Below are 15,973 nucleotides of genomic sequence, written 5' to 3' on the forward strand. Positions count from 1 at the left end.
CATAGAATACTATGACACAGGTTGGTTTTATCATGAATAATACATTTGCAATTAACCGGGCAGAGGCAGAAAAAAGTTTTCACGACTACACTGCGGCCTATGATTTGGACGATGCCAAAGTTGCGTTAAAAGTGGAGCACACGTTTCGTGTGGCGGGGTTGTGTGATGTGATTTCCGACAGTCTGGGGATGACCGGGTACGATAAGGACCTGGCCTGGCTGCTGGGGATGCTGCACGACATCGGACGGTTTGAGCAGGTGCGCCGGTATCATACATTCCGTGACGCGCTTTCCGTGAATCATGCAGAACTCAGTGCGGATATTTTGTTCCGGGAAGGTCTGATTAAAAATTTTATAAAGGTGGAAGACGATCCTGCAGAATCTGATGACTATCTGCTGACGGAAAAGGCCATACGGCTGCACAATGTGTTTCAGCTGCCGGATGACCTGACAGAGCGGGAGCTTCGCTTTGCCACCATTTTGCGTGACGCGGACAAGCTGGATATTTTGCGTGTGAATGTAGAGACGCCGAGAAGCACGATTTACAATGTGCCGGACGAGATTTTTCTGGATTCGGAGATCACGGATGAAGTGTATGAAGCGATGCTGCAGTGTCAGAATCTGTTCCGTAACATGATGAAGACTCCGGCGGACCTGATGCTGGGACATGTCTCTTTTGTGTTCGGACTGGTGTATCCCGTGAGCGTGCGGCTGATGCGGGAGCAGGGCTATCTGGAAACGGTGCTGCTGTTTCCCAGCCGCAACCCGCGGACCCGGCAGCGTTTTGCGGAAATCCGCCGGGTTGTGCATGACTATATGGAAAAGAGGTTATCTGGTGTCCTTTTTTAATTGCCAGCGGAATTCCTTCCAGTTTTCGGCAAAGGCGTTGCGCACACCGCCGGGCGTGTTCTGCGCCTTTTTCCATTTTTCTGAATAAATCCACCTCATATTGAAATCTGCGGGAGAGGCGCCGGCAGAATAGGCTTTCACATAGTCGCTGAGTTCTTTTTCCTGCATTTTCTTTCCGTGCCGGTCTTCCGCATAATCGAAAATGGCCTCTGCTGTGGGCGCTTCCATGAAAAGACCGTAATTACCGTATTCTGTTCCAATGGTCTGCACTTCCACGGTGCCGTTCTTCAGCGATATGACCTGCCGGTACAGGCAAAAGCCAAGATCGCGCACGCGGTTTAATGTGTATGTATGATAAAACCGCGTCTTATCGCCTGCATTATAAAAGCTTTCCCGTAACACTGTCAGATTGGGCGGAATAATTTTATCCGGGAAATTGAATTTCAGTTCTTCCAGCTTTTTGCCGTCCGCGCTTACTTCAAACCCGCGGACCCGCATGGTGATCGGAACGGTTGCTACCAGAGCCCGTCCCTTTTCTTCGTTGTTTCCTTTGTCGTTCATACCGGGAACGGGATTCCGTACTGCCCGGACAAAGAAAAGTTCCAGCCGTTTGTTTCCGTCAAGGTCGGTGATGGCGCACCAGCCGTCGTCCTGCAGCCAGTCTCTGTAAAAAGCGTCGGTGCCCCACACGGCGGCCTGCTCCGCAAGGAAAGAGATCTGTTTCTCCGGGCTGACGGCTGCTTCGGCCCCTCCTGCGGCACTGATAGCAACTGCTGCGGCGGCCAGGGCCAGGGGTTTGGCATGTTTGAATTTCATGATGGGGTTCGCCTCCTCGTGTTTCTTTAATGGGTGTAAAATCATTATATCAGAATCATGGCAGGAATACTATCTGAAAAAAGGGACGGAGACGCTGATTCCTCTGTGTTTCTGAAGAACATTTCCCGCAAAAAAAGCACTTCCGGTGTTGGCCGGAAGTGCTTTTTACAGTTGCGTCATCAATACAAAAAGTCTATGGAAAATCTTGCCAGAGAAAAGCATTTATATGAAGAATCTTTAAAGAAAAGAATCAGGATCAGTTCATCGTCCTCGACAGACTCTTTAAACTCAATTTCTTTTTCTTTTAATTCACGGGCGGGCAGAATATAGTAATAAGCGATATCGGACGTATTATATTCCAAATCGCTGAATGTATAGTCCCTGCTCATAAGGTGAAGAATAACAGGATTTTTCATAATAAAGGCCCTCCTAGGAAAAGTGAAATACTGATTCTGAACCTCCTTATAGGTCAACTTATGTTTTATTAAATATATTATATAGTAAATCTGCGGAAATTGAAACAGGAATTTTCTCAAATGGAAGCCAGACCGTAATCTTCCAATATGCCGTTGACCTGCCACACGGTCCTCTGGTTATGGGAAATGCAGTAAGAGATAACCAAATCGGTAATCTTGCTGCGGGACAGGGCGAACCCGGCCGCGTTCAGGAAGGCGTCTGTCTCTTCCGGAGAAAGTTTTAACGCCAGAGCCAGCCGGACCGCAGTATTTTTATTAGGCTGGTAATGAATGTTGCTCAGAATTTTTGAAAAGTGTTTTCGGTCTATGCAGGCTTCGGTATACACTTCCGGTGAATCCATATTCTTTTCTTTCATAAAACGTAGCAGACGCTGCGTAAAGGTTTCTTCCACAGAAAAGTCTCCCGGTTTCGGAAGTTTTGCCGCAGGCTGGTAATCTTCCTCCAGCCAGTGGCGCAGCATGGAAGAAGCGCTGCGTTTTCCGCCGGCAGCTGACGGAGCGGATTCCATTGCGGAAGCGCGTCCCATTGCAGCTTCTTTTGCTTCGTCAGGCTCCGGGGCCGTTCTTTCTTCCGATATAGCTTTCGAAAAACTGATTTTCTTTTTTACAGCATCTTCCGACGCGGACTTTTTTATTTTCTTTGCAAAGCGTTTAGGCTTTACAGGCGGTTCGCTATCTTCAAAATCCAATAAGTCACTATCACATGACATGCAGACGTTTACATCATGAAGGGTGAGACTCTCTACGACAGAAATCTCTTCTGCCTGTTTCTCCTGTTTTACCTCTTCTGCGTCGAAATGGTAGTTATCCCGGATGTATTCTGCTATCTGTCGGAACATATCCGTACCAGGGAAGCGGGAATAATCCGTATGCCGCCGGACGTTTGCGTTGTAATTGCGCCCACGCAGGTACAGCACGATATAAATTTCCATGTCAGCTTTTGTTTCGTTGATAAAACGCTGGCAGGTGTCGTAGGCAATCTGCAGCGCGTCGTCATAGGGATAGCCGTAAGCGCCGGCAGAAATCAGGGGAAAGGCTACGGTCTTGCAATGATTCTGTTGTGCCAGTTCCAATGAGCGCAGATAGCAGGAGGTCAGCAGCGTTTTTTCATGAAATGCGCCGCCCTGCCAAACCGGGCCTACTGTGTGAATGATAAATTTTGCAGGCAGGTTGAAACCGGGAGAAAGTTTTGCCTCACCGGTAGGGCAGCCGCCCAGGGTTTTGCAGAAGGCGTGGAGCTGCTCTGCCCCTGCCGCTGCATGGATGGCGCCGTCTACACCGCCGCCGCCACGCAGTTGGTTATTGGCTGCGTTGACGATAGCGTCTACTTTCAGTTTGGTGATGTCGCCGCGGATAAAAGTTACAGGCATAATGGTTACTCCTTATGTGCAAACAGCCCTTGCTGAAAAAGCAAGGGCTATAGAAAATTCAATTCAGCAGCAGTTCCGTAATGATGACTGAAAAAGAAAACGGTCAGAGTGTTTCCTGAAAAATAAAAGTATCAAAAGGATGTGCAAAAGACAGGTTCAAAGACTTACGCAGCCGGTTTCAGTTCCTGTGCTGCTTTCGTTTCCCGTTTTACGGAAGCTTCGCTGACCGGGAAGGTGAAATAGGTGTCCGGATAGGGCTCGTCTTTCAGGGTGAAATGCCACCATTCTTCTACCAGCGGTTTAAATCCGTGGGCCAGCATCGCTTCCCGCAGGATCATACGGTTCTGATACTGCTTTTTCGTAATCTTCTTGTAGTCCGGATGGGAAAGCTGTCCGAAATAATCGAAAGTGCCGCCCATGTCCACTTCTTTTTCCGTGGTCATGTCGAACAGGGTCAGGTCTACCGTGCTGCCCCGGCTGTGGCCGGAGTGTTCCGCTATGTAACCCTGGGGGAACAGCACTTCTTTTGTCAGTTCCGGATAAAAATAGGGTTTCATGCGGGTATTTTTCACATCTTTGGCCCAGCGGACGAAATGGGAAACCGCCATCTGGGGACGGTAGGCGTCGTATATTTTTAAACGGTAGCCTTTTTTCATTACGTCATCACTGACTGCTTTCAAAGCCCGCGCCGCTTCTTTTGTCAACAGAGCGGTGGGCTGATGGTATCCGTCGATGCGGTCTCCTACAAAATTATACGTAGAGAAGTAACGGATTTCCAGAATGGCGTCCGGCACTACATCCGTTAAAAGTACAAAGTCCGAAGCATCGTTGGACAGTTTGACGTCGTCCTGGGCGCGAGCTTCCTGGCCGCAAAAACCAAACATGCTGACACAGAGCAGCAGGACCATAAACAGTTTTTTCACTTTTTCTTCCTCCTCTTTTTAGGTTTCCTTATCTCTTATACAAAAAGTCCGTAATCATACCCGCTACGTAGCCTATGCAGATGCCGCCCAAAATGTCGGTGGGATAATGCACGCCCAGGTACAGGCGGGAAAACGCAACCAGCGCAGCCATTAAAAATGCGGGGATGCTGTAACGCTTCGGCAAAATGCGGCTGATGATAAAGGCTACGGCAAAAGCCAGGGTGGTGTGCCCCGATGGGAAAGAAAATCCTTTTGGACGCTTGATGAGAGGCTCCAGAGCCGGTATTTCCAAAAAGGGGCGGGGGCGCATCACTGCTTTTTTCAGGTAACCTTTTATAAAATCCCCCAACAGGCCGCTGACCACACAGGCCGAGGCGATGGGGAAAATCCTCCGTTTTTCCCACAACAGCATGAGGACTACGTAGACCCCAAGGATGATGACACCGTAATTGGCGATTGCTTTAAAAAACGGCGTCAGCGCGGGATAGCGCAGGTTGTTTTGTATAAAAAGCAAAATAGCTTTGTCGACTTGGAACACTGCGTCGGGAATCGCAACAGGCATGGTAACACTTCCTTTTTATTTGCATTGGCAGGACGCGTCTCCTAAAAACCGGTCCTGCAAAAAATAATTTCTTCTTATCTTATATATTATACTATATCTGTAAAGCTTGCGCAAAGGGAATAAGGTCTGCGAAAAAATAAGCTATCTTGTTTCACCGGTGTGGGTAAATAAAAATTGTTATTAAAAATTTTTACAACCTATGCTACAATAAAAGAAAACAATAATGATTCGTTGAAAAAACGCTGCAATGCAAAAATATAAAATGAACCGTAAAGTTTTTTGATTAAAATACAGTATGTGCCCAACGTATTTTTTTGGACAAGAAGTGTTTACTAAAGGAGGCGCGAGAATGAAACGGAGACACATGTTTTTGACGATGATGATGACATTGTTGCTTTTGCTGATTTCGGTTTCTGCCTGGGCCATGTTGCCCGAAGACGGTATCTATGAAAAGAAAGACGAAAGCGGCAACGTGACGGCCCGGATGTTTATCATCACGCTGGACGGAAAGGCTTCGGAAACCCAGGAAGGAAGGTCTATGAAAACTTCCGCCGGAGCACCCATCATCGCGCTGCAGGCGCTGGACGGAAGCGGTAACGTGACCGAAGAACTGGCAACCTGCTATATTTGGAAAACGGATACGGCCGGCGCGGGGGAAACGGGCCTGCGTCTGCGGGGCGAAACCATGCAGAATGCGTTAAAGAGGAACAGCAAATTTACCCCTGAAGTTTTCAGTACGTCTTTTGAACAGCAGGTGGGATTTGGTTTTGTCAATGAAGGGGAGGCTAATGCGTACAATTGCGGCGATGCGTTGAACGGAAAGTACGTGAAAAAAGCTGATGCAACGGAATATTATCCGGTATCCGCACTGCTGTACGCATATGAAAAAACGTTAAACGCAAATGCATTTTACAATCGTAATACCTCGCCTAATACTTATACCCTGAGCGATGAAGAGGATGCGAAACCCTGGCACGGAGACTACTATGTGCTGAACGTGAGCAATCCGGACCGGCAGGACATGTGGACCGTAACAGCGGATAAAAATCTGCACATTGTGATGGAAAACCATCAGCATAATTATTATTTCCTGTTTGTGAAGAAGGATTACAACGCAGAGCCTTCCTGGGTTGGAATTACCTGGAGCAATTTCACCGGAACGGCTATGACCAGCACCAACGCATTGTACTTACATCGCCACATTACCCTGAACGCTCCGGAGATGCTGGAAAATCCCGATACGTATATCCGTATGACGGATTTCTACAGCGGCGAAGGACCCAATGCGATTACTACGAATAACATGGCAATCCTGCAGCCGGAAGACAACGACGTGATGCGGTTGGGCCATGCGAGTGTGGGTGATGACGGAAGGATCCGCTTCTTTAAGGAAATGGGCCGGGCTTCCATCAAAGGGGATGGCGTGCGGATCCGTGAACAGCCCAACACCAACTGCGGAATCCTGGGCGAAAAAGATAACGGCTATCCGCTGACAGTTTTGGGGTTTGTCAAGGAAACCGGGGAAAAATATCTTATGTTTAAATGGGCCAAGGTAAGACTGGACGACGGCACGGTGGGCTATGTGAGCGCGCAGTTCATCCAGGGGATTGATACGCCGTATGATTCCGGGATTTGACACGCTGTTTGTTTAAGGAAACACTGGTTAATTCGTCTGTGTACAAACTCATTTAATCAGCGTCTCCTTAATCTGCGCCTTCTGACAAAGACAATCAATCCAAAGCAAAAGGGACTGGACAGGAATCAATCCTGTTGCCAGTCCCTTTTTTAGAGAGAGGTGTCATGTAGTTACTCAGGGAGGTGTCTGTAAAGTTTTCAGGTGAATCTGAATGCAACGTGTTAGCTATCTATTCCGTAACAGCATTTATACAACCGAATTTATCTGCAGTATGCGCTGTTTATTCAATCTGCGTACACATATTCCACAGTATCAGCCTTATGATGGCTGTTGTTGGCGATGATGGCGCCGATGATTCCGCCTACGAGTAATGCACCGATCCAGTCGCCGCTGTGCATGCTGCGATGGTCGTTATGGTGATGGTGGGGCGGCGGTGGCGGCGCCGGATGATGCCGCTGCACTACAACAGGACCGCGGTGGTGGATGGTACCGCCTCTGTGCATCATAGGCTGGCCTTTATGATGGGGTGCTTTATGGATTGCAGGGCCGTGATGGACAGGGCCGCCTTTGTGTACAGCAGGTCCGTGATGAGCGGGACCGCTTTTGTGCATCATAGGCTGTGCCTTGTGCTGTGGTGCTTTATGTACAGCCGGCCCGTGATGGGCAGGGCCGCTCTTGTGCATCACAGGTTGCGCCTTGTGATGCTGTGTGCTCCGGTGCATGCCAGACCCCTGCTGTTTGGGAATGTTCTTATGAACTGCCGGGCCCTGATGTCCGGGATTGCTTCGATGCATGGCCGGTCTTGGCTGATGGCCGGAACTGCTTTTATGTACCGGGCGGACCTGCTGTGTCTGCGCGGGACGCTGTCCGCCGGCATGACGGGCCGGCGCCGCTTCAGAAACTCCCATTATGAAAGAGGTACTGAAGAAACTTGTCATTAGAGCGACTGCCAGGACTTTCTGTAATTTTTTGTGCATCATCATGATAATCCCCCGTTTCTGCTTTTGCCGTACTTATTTCCGGAATGAACTGATGTCAAGTTTGTCTGCTCTTTATCCACCGGCATCAGCTCTTTATTTGTTGGTACCCGGCAGCTGCCGCCGGATGTTTTGTTACCTGTATCATAACAGCGGGGTGCGGCAAAACCGTGACTTAAATAAGTTTTTTTTGTGGCATTTTTTAATCAGAGTTTCCTTAAGTATGAGAAACAGCGATAGCATTCCCTGTAAAAAAATAACTTTTGCCAAAACGGACCTGCAAGAAACACGATTATAGAAAAACAGGAAAAAATGTGTTACAATAATGCAGACGTTTTAAAATATAGGAGGACAACATGGTTGACGCAAAAAAAATAGAGTTTGAATTTAAAAAATATATGGACATGTACAAATCGGATCCGGAGCTGGGACGTCTGATGCAGCAGATGACTTTTCAGGAACTCTTTAATGAAAAATTTATGAAAGAGAACAGCAAATTCACTTCCATGGATGATATGCTGTTCAAAAGTGACTTCGGCCTGACGAACCCGCTGGAAATCGAAAAAGTAAATCAGGAAAAATGGAATGCATTTATTGCGAAGAACACGGAGTGTGAAACCTGGCACCAGTTCGGCAAACTGGCCATGATCGAATGGATGAAGACAGTCATCGACCTGTGGGCCAAGGTGAAGGAAAAACAGGCAAAGGATGCCAAAGAAGCGAAAAAGGCGGAGAAGAAAAACCGTAAGTAATTTCCCGGATGAATAACGGGACATAATGGTAAGGTCACGGTACGTCTTGCTGTTTAACGACAAAAGCGGCGTGATAACAGGAGGCTTAAACATTGTGGTATTGAGCAACAGCACCTTTACAGAAACCATGGGATGGCTGGAACAGGAATTGTCCAAAGCCAAAATTTCCCAAAAGGAAATCCTTACGGCACAACTATTGCTGGAAGAAACATTCCTCCGTCTGTCCAAAGGGGCCGGGGATCCGGCGGATTTTTCGGTAACGGTTACGTTGCACCGCCGTTTTGGCGATATCAGTATGCGCCTGGAATCCCTTGGGGAACAGTATAATCCCCTGGTGGAAATGACCGAGGTAAACGAAGAGAAGGAAGATGCCTACGGTCTTGCCATACTGAAAGCGCACCGGGAAGAGGTGGGGTATTCCAGGAAGAACGGAAAGAATCTTGTTTCCATACGGATCCACAAATCCGCATCCAAAGATTTCCGCAATACGGTTATCGGGATTGTACTGGGGATTGTCTGCGGACTTCTGTTAAAAGAAACCGTAAGCGCGGATGCGCTGGAACAGATCAATGTCACGCTGGCCGGATCTGCGCTGCGGATGTTCATGAATGCGCTTTCCATGACCATCGGTCCTATGATTTTCATCTCGGTCATCGCCGGTATCACCCACATGTCCAACGCCACCGATGTAGGACGCATAGGCGGGAAACTGATCATGTTGTCCCTGGTGAAGCTGTTTGTCTGTACGGTATTGGGGGTTGTGTTTGGACTGATTTTCTTTTCCGATGGCCTGTCCGGGCTGGCGGCAGCTGTCCCCCAACAGGATATGGATGTTAAGCCGGGCTTATCCCTGCTGGATATGATTACGGGCATCATTCCTGCTAACCTGATTCAGCCGTTTGCTACCGGGAATGTGCTTCAGATGCTGTTCTTGGCCTGCTTTTTCGGTATCATTGTCAACCGGGCGGGGGAACGGGCCAACGTAGTGAAAGAGCTGATTGAATTCTTTAACTTCTTCTTCATGGACGTCATGAACGTAGTGGTGAAATTTATCCCCCTCGTGGTGTTTTGCTCCATGGTGCAGCTCATGCTGACCACAGGAACGGACGCGCTCCTGTCCCTGGGTATTGTGCTGGCGGCGAATGCGTTTGGGATGGCGCTGGTTGTCCTCGCGTCCGGGCTGTTTGTAACCCTGGCGGGAAAATTATCACCGGTTCCGTTCCTGAAAAAGTCCCTGACCTTTGCGCCGATTCCGTTTTCTCTGAACAGTTCCAACGCCTGTATCCCGATGACCCTGAAGCTTTGTGCGGAAAAACTGGGCGTTGACTCCCGGCTGGCCATGTTCTCCATACCGGTGGGACTGCAGTTCAATATGAACGGCAGCAGCTTTTATACTGCGATGATAGCGGTTCTGATGGCGCGTTCGTTAGGCGTGGGACTGAATCTGAATACCCTCGTGACGCTGACCGTATCCACGTTCCTGGTCTCGGTGACCATGGCCGGCTGCCCCGGCAGCGCTATCATCGGACTGAGCACGGTGTTTGAGGCGGTGGGGATACCGACGGCGGCTGTCGCCCTCTTTCTTCCCATAGACAGCCCGGCGGGAATGTTCCGCACCGTGGGCAATGTAACCTCAGACGTTGCTTCTACGATGATGCTGGCCTGCAGCGAGAAACAGGTAGACAAAGAGACCTATACGGCGGAGTAGTTCCGTTTCGGTTTCGTTCCCGGAATCGTTTACGTGTCGTCGCCTTTCCTATGATAAAGAGAAGAACTTTCAGAAAAAATAAATACCATGAATCTATATTCCTTTTCGGTTTGCAGTTGCGGATTGCAGGCCGAAAAGGAGTTTTTGTTTTCTGAAAAACAACTTGCGATATCACTTAATTCATAGTAGAATATAGGCATATATTACAGTAAGAATACAATGATATTGCGTGAAAGGTTTAACTTTCCCTTTCCCTATGGAGCCGTTGCAGTTTTAGGGAGACACTGCTGCATCAGTGTTCCTGAAGTTTTCCGAAAGAGGTGATTGCAGTATGCGGATTTCGACAAAAGGACGGTATGCCACGCGACTGATGTTGGACCTGGCAGTACATTACGAATGCGGATACATTCCGCTGAAGGCAGTGTCCCAGCGACAGAATATTTCCGACAAATATCTGGAACAGATCATTACCCAGCTGAGCCGGGCGGGCTTGGTACGCAGTGCCCGGGGCGCCCAGGGCGGGTACCAGCTGACAAAACCCCCGGAAGAATATACCGTGGGGGATATTCTCCGGACTACGGAAGGCAGTCTGGCACCGGTATCCTGTCTGGAAGCCGGAAGCGGTGTCTGCGAAATGGAGCGGACCTGCGTGACTCTGGAGGTCTGGCAGCAAATTGAAGAGGCAGTGAATCAGGTGGTAGACCACATCACTCTTGCGGATCTGGTGAAACGGTATCATGAAAAAGCCGGCGCCGATTATGTGATTTGAGGAAACCGTTTGCAGTTATCAATGGTCTGCGAGATTTCAGGAAAACGTTATTGAAATATTTTGATTAGTAATGAAAGAAGGATGCCTTATGCTTACAAGAGAAGAAGCCTGGAAATTATTAACTGAATTTAATAAAGACCCGTTCCACCTGCGCCATGCCCTGACGGTGGAAGGGGCCATGCGCCATTTTGCCCGCACGTTGGGATATGCGGAAGAAGAAGATTTCTGGGGCCTGGTGGGTTTGCTCCACGATTTGGATTTTGAACAGTATCCGGACCAGCACTGCAAAAAATCCCAGGAGATCATGCGGGAACGGGGGCTGGATGAACGACTGATCCATGCAACGGCCAGCCACGGTTATGGGATTACGGTAGACATCAAACCGGAACACGAAATGGAAAAAGTTCTGTTTGCCTGTGACGAACTGACGGGACTTATCGGCGCCTGCGCTTTGGTGCGTCCGTCCAAAAGCGTGCAGGACATGGAAATGAAATCCGTGAAGAAAAAATTCAAAGATCATAGATTTGCGGCAGGCTGTCACCGGGAAGTCATCCAGCAGGGTGCGGACATGCTGGGCTGGACGCTGGAAGACTTGATTACGAAAACCATTGAAGCCATGCGCGTGGATGAAGCAAAGATTAATGCAGAGTGCGCTGCATTTGGAGCATAAAGTTTTATAGATTTATATGCGTGGCAGGATTCAAGCAAAACATTGAGAGCGGTTGCGTGATTCCATGAGATGAAATGCGCCGCAGTGGCGAGACTGTCTGAGGGCGCAGCCCGAGTTTCGAAGCCACAGGCGCATAAATCCATGGAATAGCAAACGTGAACAGTTTTGCGGAATCCTGTCACGCAGAAGAGCATAAAAAGGTTTTAAAATGAAGCAAAAAGTTTTAATGGCCATGAGCGGCGGCGTGGACAGCAGTACGGCGGCACTGCTGCTGCAGGAAGCGGGCTATGATGTAATTGGTGTCACCCTGAAGATGTTTGAAAACAAAGACATCGGGCTGACAGGGGAAACAGACAGCAGTTTTGCTAACGTGCGGGACGCGAAGCAGGTTGCGGAAAAGATGGGGTTTCCCCATTACGTGTTTGATTTCTGCCCGTATTTCCGTCAGTTTGTCATAGACCACTTCATTGCGGAGTATGAAAGCGGGCGGACGCCCAATCCCTGTGTGGACTGCAACAAGAATGTGAAGCTGGGGCAGCTGTTTCCGAAAGCGGAAGAGCTGGGATGCGACTACATCGCTACGGGCCACTACGCTAATGTAAAATTTAATGAAGAAACCGGACGCTGGCTGCTGCTGCGGGGAGATGACAGGCAAAAGGACCAGAGCTATATGCTGTACACCCTGACGCAAGCACAGCTGGCCCGTATTCTGTTTCCGCTGGGGCATCTGCAGAAGACGGCCATCCGGGAAAAAGCGGAAACGGAAGGGCTGGCCAATGCCCGGAAGCCGGACAGCCAGGATATCTGCTTTGTGCCGGACGGGGATTATGCCCGGGTGATTGAGAATATGACAAGGCGTAAGCCGCAACCGGGAAAGTTTATCCATCTGGACGGTACGGTACTGGGCGCCCATAAAGGGCAGCTGCATTACACCATCGGGCAGCGGAAAGGACTGGGGATTGCCTATCAGTATCCGCTCTATGTGATCCGGAAAGATGTGGAAAAGAACATTGTGTACCTGGGACCGCAGGAGGCGCTGTTCTCTGACACATTGATTGCGGAACGCTGCAATCTGATTTCCATTCCGGAACTGAAAGGACCGATGCGTGTCACAGCCAAGCCCCGTTACCGGGCCAAAGATGTGCCGGCTGTGATTGAACCGTTGGACGACGGAAACATCAAAGTGACGTTTGATGAACCCCAGCGGGCGCTGACACCGGGTCAGGCTGTGGTGTTTTATCAGGATGACGTAGTGGTCGGCGGCGGTACGATACGGTAAGAAAGCAAGGATAGTTTTTATTCGGGTCAGTTTCTGTTGTTACGGTGGTATTTGGAAATCCAGTTCTGGCAACTCCGGAAAACCGGCAACAAAAGAAATGTAAAAGAACAACAAAAGGAATAGTTACTCATGAAAAGGAACGTAAATCAAAACAGGATGATACGGGTACTTGCGGCGAGTCTTTGGCTTGCCGGCATTGCCGTATGTCCGTTGCAGGGCGAGGCGGCGCTGCCGACCCATCCGCAATCGGATTCTACGATTGTTGGGAATTCTCCCATTGGAAGCAGACACGAAACGGTTAAAATCCGGGTGGTCCGGCCGCAGACCGGCAGAGGGAAACAGGCCGGCGATACCGGGGAAAGGATATCCCGGGGACAAACATCGATGAAACCGGCGCCCGGAAGAAAGGTGCAGCCTGGCAGGAGCGCCGGAATGACAATAAGGCCTTCCAATACTATGGGGTATACAGAAGCAGAACTCCGGGAACGGATGATCCGGCAGCATACTCAGATCCGGCCGGATTTCCGCCTGGTATCCGGCGCGTTTGTGGGATCCGGATACCGCCCGGGAACCATGGACGTTAAGATTCCAAAATTTTTTTTCCCACCGGATACAATGCAGGATGTATCAGAAACTTTTTTGGAAAATCCTGACGGGACCTTTGGTACCCGTGCTCCGGAAGATCAGTTAAACGGGCTTTCATCCTACGGGGCGGAAGCGCAGCAACAGTTGCAGAGTCAGGGGAACCGAAATGCCGGGGAAGGCAGTTATCCGGTGCCCAGCGGCACGGCGTCTGCCAGAACGAAATATAAGACAATTACGGTACAGGTGCCTGTGCCTGCGCCCTCACCGTTCCGTCCGCTGGCTGCGGGAGATTTCCGCTGGTTCACCAACAGCAGAGGGCGTTATGTGGTAGCGCTGCCTGCTTCCATGCCGTATGATCCGTTGCAGAAACTTCCTGCGTTTGGCCCTATGCTGCTCCGAAATATCTCACAAAAAGAATTTATGGCGGTAACGGCAGACGATCCGGCAGATACCTATTACTATAAAAATCAGGATACGTTCCCGAGTTACGGAAAAGCCGTGCCTGTGTTTACGGAAACAAGGAAAAACATCCAGGGGGATGATGTAAAAATACAGTATATCCGCCGCTATATTGGGGGAGAGCATTGCCTGATCGTGGACAGTGCGGGGCAACGGGCTGGTAAAACCTACCGCACTGCCATCGTTTTCCCGGAAAGCAAGCAGTATGAATATCTGCCCAAGGCTCTGTATATGATCGAAACGTTAAAAGGAATGTGATGAGGAGACGGAAGCAGATGGAACATGCTGAAGTAGTACGCAGGATGATTTTGTTTGACAAAGGCGATGCACGCCGTATCCAGCATTTTCTGAAAGTGTATATGTTTTCCGCCATGATCGGGAACATGGAAAACCTGCCCCCGAAACAGCAGGAGATTGTGGAAATCGCTGCTATTCTGCATGACATTGGCATTCATCCGGCGGAGAAAAAATACGGCTTCAGCAATGGAAAGTTACAGGAACAGGAAGGACCTGCTTACGCGCGGGCATTGCTGGAAGAGGTCGGAGGGTATGCGCCGGAACTGATTGACAGGGTGTGCTTCCTGATTGCCCATCATCATACCTATGAAGGAGTGGACGGGCCGGACTGGCAGATTTTGCTGGAAGCGGATTTTCTGGTGAACTCCTTTGAAAAAAATATGCCGGAAGAAGCAATAAAAAAAATGCGCTCCCGTGTGTTTAAAACCGGGAGCGGCATTGCGATGCTGAATAACCAGTATGGCTATGAAGAATAAAACGACTTTAGGATACGCTGCGTAATCAGTGTTTCCTTTACTTACCTTAACGTAACGTTTGCAACGCTGCCGCGTTTTCCACCAGGATGACGCTGGCAGCTTTCATTTTTTCCAATGCGGCTTTGGTGGTGTCGGGGGCGATACCGCGGCAGGCGGCTTTATTTAAAATGACGGTGAAGCCGGCATCCTTTAACTGCAGGACCGTGTTCAGCACACAATAGTCTGTGGCCAGGCCGCCGCAGATGACGGTGGTGATGCCGTGCTGCCGCAAAAATTCGATGACGCCGGTGCTGCGTTTGTTGGCAAGGTCGTGGTAGCAGGCGCCGTAGGGATGTTTGTCCGGCTCAATGCCTTTTAAACTCTGAAAAGCATACGCTTCCGGGTCAAGTCCGTCGATGAAATCGAACCCGGTTGTACCCACGATGGCATGCTTCGTCCAGTACAGATCCAGATTGGGATATCCCTTAATAGGAGAAAGACACGGATGTTCTGGCGTGGCGATCCACTTTGCGTAAGGGGAATGGGCGTCCCGGGAGGCGACACGCAGCGCGGCAAATTCTGCCTGGGCATTCAATTCCGGTACAATTTTGTCACCCTCAGTTACCGGCAGTTCGTCGGGGCAGACAGGGGTAAAGGTTTTCTGTGCATCAATATCAAAGGCTGCAATAAACTGTTTTGCGGGTAAACGGAACGTAAACATGGTATTACCTCCTCCTTCCAAATCTGAAGTCGTTTACAAACCTGGACAACGGATGAACCTGTATCGGTTTCCGGTCTGGAAAATGTTTTAAAAGCATTATATATAATGCAACGGCTTGTGTAAAGTCTTTTCCAATGTAAAAATCAGATGTTTTATAAAACGAACACAAAATATGTTTAAAATAAAAATTTTAATAAAATGTTCGTGATAAATCTCTTGACAAACGAACTGTTTAGTTATATTATAATTATAACAAACGAACGTTTTAAAGAGGTGAACAAACATGAAGAAATTTTTACTGGCTTTTGTATTAGGTGCTATGCTGAGCGGCGGTTTTACATATATGACGGTTTCTGCTTCCCCTGAAATTTACGAGAAGCAGGTCGTTACGGTCCATACCGGAGATACCCTGTGGGATATTGCGGCGGACTGGAGCGGCAAAGAGGAAGACATCCGTGAAGTGATCCTCCGGATCCAGAAAGAGAACAAGCTGACGGGCAGCGACCTTTCCGTGGGACAGCGCCTGGTGATTCCGGTACGCAGAACCGTGGCGGATGTTATTGCCGAACAGAATGAACGGAACGCCGGCCGCGCTCAACTGGCGGCAAAGTAGACGATAACCGGAAGGAAGAACCGGTTTTGCGAAAATTCTTCTAAGAATGCTGGTTAT

General features: G+C 49.3%; 17 protein-coding genes. 10 read left to right on the forward strand and 7 right to left on the reverse strand.

Annotated elements, in window-relative coordinates; all coding sequences use genetic code 11:
- Positions 1-32: 32 nt before the first annotated feature.
- Positions 33-848 carry an HD domain-containing protein gene (locus QZV31_RS01270; RefSeq protein ID WP_295357052.1) on the forward strand — a complete coding sequence of 272 codons (816 nt, stop codon included), beginning with the start codon at positions 33-35 and terminating at the stop codon, positions 846-848.
- Here the strand turns inward: QZV31_RS01270 and QZV31_RS01275 are convergent.
- The 5 genes from QZV31_RS01275 to QZV31_RS01295 all read right to left on the reverse strand — a co-directional run bounded on the left by QZV31_RS01275 (position 828) and on the right by QZV31_RS01295 (position 4,995).
- A complete protein-coding gene (locus QZV31_RS01275; RefSeq protein WP_295357055.1) occupies positions 828-1,664 on the reverse strand; it encodes a hypothetical protein in 837 nt (278 codons plus the stop codon). The genes QZV31_RS01270 and QZV31_RS01275 overlap by 21 nt on opposite strands.
- A 179-nt stretch (positions 1,665-1,843) precedes the next feature.
- On the reverse strand, positions 1,844-2,080 hold the full coding sequence (locus QZV31_RS01280) for a hypothetical protein (RefSeq protein WP_093728817.1): 237 nt from the start codon (positions 2,078-2,080) through the stop codon (positions 1,844-1,846).
- Positions 2,081-2,196: 116 nt separating this feature from the next.
- Positions 2,197-3,510 (reverse strand): macro domain-containing protein, encoded by a 1,314-nt coding sequence (locus QZV31_RS01285; RefSeq protein WP_295357060.1) that lies wholly within the window; start codon positions 3,508-3,510, stop codon positions 2,197-2,199.
- A gap of 164 nt (positions 3,511-3,674) precedes the next feature.
- Positions 3,675-4,394: a M15 family metallopeptidase gene (locus QZV31_RS01290; RefSeq protein ID WP_366508671.1), complete on the reverse strand. Its 720-nt coding sequence runs from the start codon at positions 4,392-4,394 to the stop codon at positions 3,675-3,677.
- Between the two features lie 67 nt (positions 4,395-4,461).
- Positions 4,462-4,995 (reverse strand): phosphatase PAP2 family protein, encoded by a 534-nt coding sequence (locus tag QZV31_RS01295; protein WP_295357065.1) that lies wholly within the window; start codon positions 4,993-4,995, stop codon positions 4,462-4,464.
- A gap of 349 nt (positions 4,996-5,344) precedes the next feature.
- Between QZV31_RS01295 and QZV31_RS01300 the strand changes: the two genes are divergently transcribed.
- Positions 5,345-6,631, forward strand: coding sequence for an SH3 domain-containing protein (locus QZV31_RS01300; protein ID WP_295357068.1), 1,287 nt, complete (start codon positions 5,345-5,347; stop codon positions 6,629-6,631).
- A 284-nt stretch (positions 6,632-6,915) separates the two neighbouring features.
- Here the strand turns inward: QZV31_RS01300 and QZV31_RS01305 are convergent, their stop codons facing one another.
- The gene (locus QZV31_RS01305) at positions 6,916-7,614 is read right to left on the reverse strand and encodes a hypothetical protein (RefSeq protein ID WP_295357071.1); all 699 of its coding nucleotides are present in this window, start codon (positions 7,612-7,614) and stop codon (positions 6,916-6,918) included.
- A gap of 350 nt (positions 7,615-7,964) precedes the next feature.
- On the opposite strand from QZV31_RS01305, the gene QZV31_RS01310 reads away from it, so the two are divergent.
- The 7 genes from QZV31_RS01310 (at position 7,965) to QZV31_RS01340 (ending at position 14,603) form a co-directional block, all read left to right on the forward strand.
- Positions 7,965-8,360, forward strand: coding sequence for a hypothetical protein (locus QZV31_RS01310; RefSeq protein WP_295357074.1), 396 nt, complete (start codon positions 7,965-7,967; stop codon positions 8,358-8,360).
- A gap of 94 nt (positions 8,361-8,454) precedes the next feature.
- Positions 8,455-10,068, forward strand: coding sequence for a dicarboxylate/amino acid:cation symporter (locus QZV31_RS01315; protein WP_295357079.1), 1,614 nt, complete (start codon positions 8,455-8,457; stop codon positions 10,066-10,068).
- A 331-nt stretch (positions 10,069-10,399) separates the two neighbouring features.
- Positions 10,400-10,837 carry an Rrf2 family transcriptional regulator gene (locus tag QZV31_RS01320; RefSeq protein ID WP_093728825.1) on the forward strand — a complete coding sequence of 146 codons (438 nt, stop codon included), beginning with the start codon at positions 10,400-10,402 and terminating at the stop codon, positions 10,835-10,837.
- Between the two features lie 88 nt (positions 10,838-10,925).
- Positions 10,926-11,507: a hydrolase gene (locus tag QZV31_RS01325; RefSeq protein ID WP_093728826.1), complete on the forward strand. Its 582-nt coding sequence runs from the start codon at positions 10,926-10,928 to the stop codon at positions 11,505-11,507.
- Positions 11,508-11,715: 208 nt separating this feature from the next.
- Positions 11,716-12,786, forward strand: a complete 1,071-nt coding sequence (gene mnmA / locus QZV31_RS01330) for a tRNA 2-thiouridine(34) synthase MnmA (protein ID WP_295357086.1) — start codon at positions 11,716-11,718, stop codon at positions 12,784-12,786.
- A 129-nt stretch (positions 12,787-12,915) separates the two neighbouring features.
- On the forward strand, positions 12,916-14,088 hold the full coding sequence (locus QZV31_RS01335; RefSeq protein ID WP_295357088.1) for a hypothetical protein: 1,173 nt from the start codon (positions 12,916-12,918) through the stop codon (positions 14,086-14,088).
- Between the two features lie 17 nt (positions 14,089-14,105).
- Positions 14,106-14,603, forward strand: coding sequence for an HD domain-containing protein (locus QZV31_RS01340; protein WP_295357091.1), 498 nt, complete (start codon positions 14,106-14,108; stop codon positions 14,601-14,603).
- Between the two features lie 46 nt (positions 14,604-14,649).
- On the opposite strand, the gene QZV31_RS01345 is transcribed toward QZV31_RS01340, so the two are convergent.
- Positions 14,650-15,303, reverse strand: a complete 654-nt coding sequence (locus QZV31_RS01345; RefSeq protein ID WP_295357094.1) for an isochorismatase family protein — start codon at positions 15,301-15,303, stop codon at positions 14,650-14,652.
- Between the two features lie 283 nt (positions 15,304-15,586).
- Between QZV31_RS01345 and QZV31_RS01350 the strand changes: the two genes are divergently transcribed.
- Positions 15,587-15,916 carry a LysM peptidoglycan-binding domain-containing protein gene (locus tag QZV31_RS01350; RefSeq protein ID WP_295357097.1) on the forward strand — a complete coding sequence of 110 codons (330 nt, stop codon included), beginning with the start codon at positions 15,587-15,589 and terminating at the stop codon, positions 15,914-15,916.
- Positions 15,917-15,973: the final 57 nt, after the last annotated feature.

Source organism: uncultured Succiniclasticum sp., from assembly GCF_902793885.1.
Taxonomy (GTDB): domain Bacteria; phylum Bacillota; class Negativicutes; order Acidaminococcales; family Acidaminococcaceae; genus Succiniclasticum.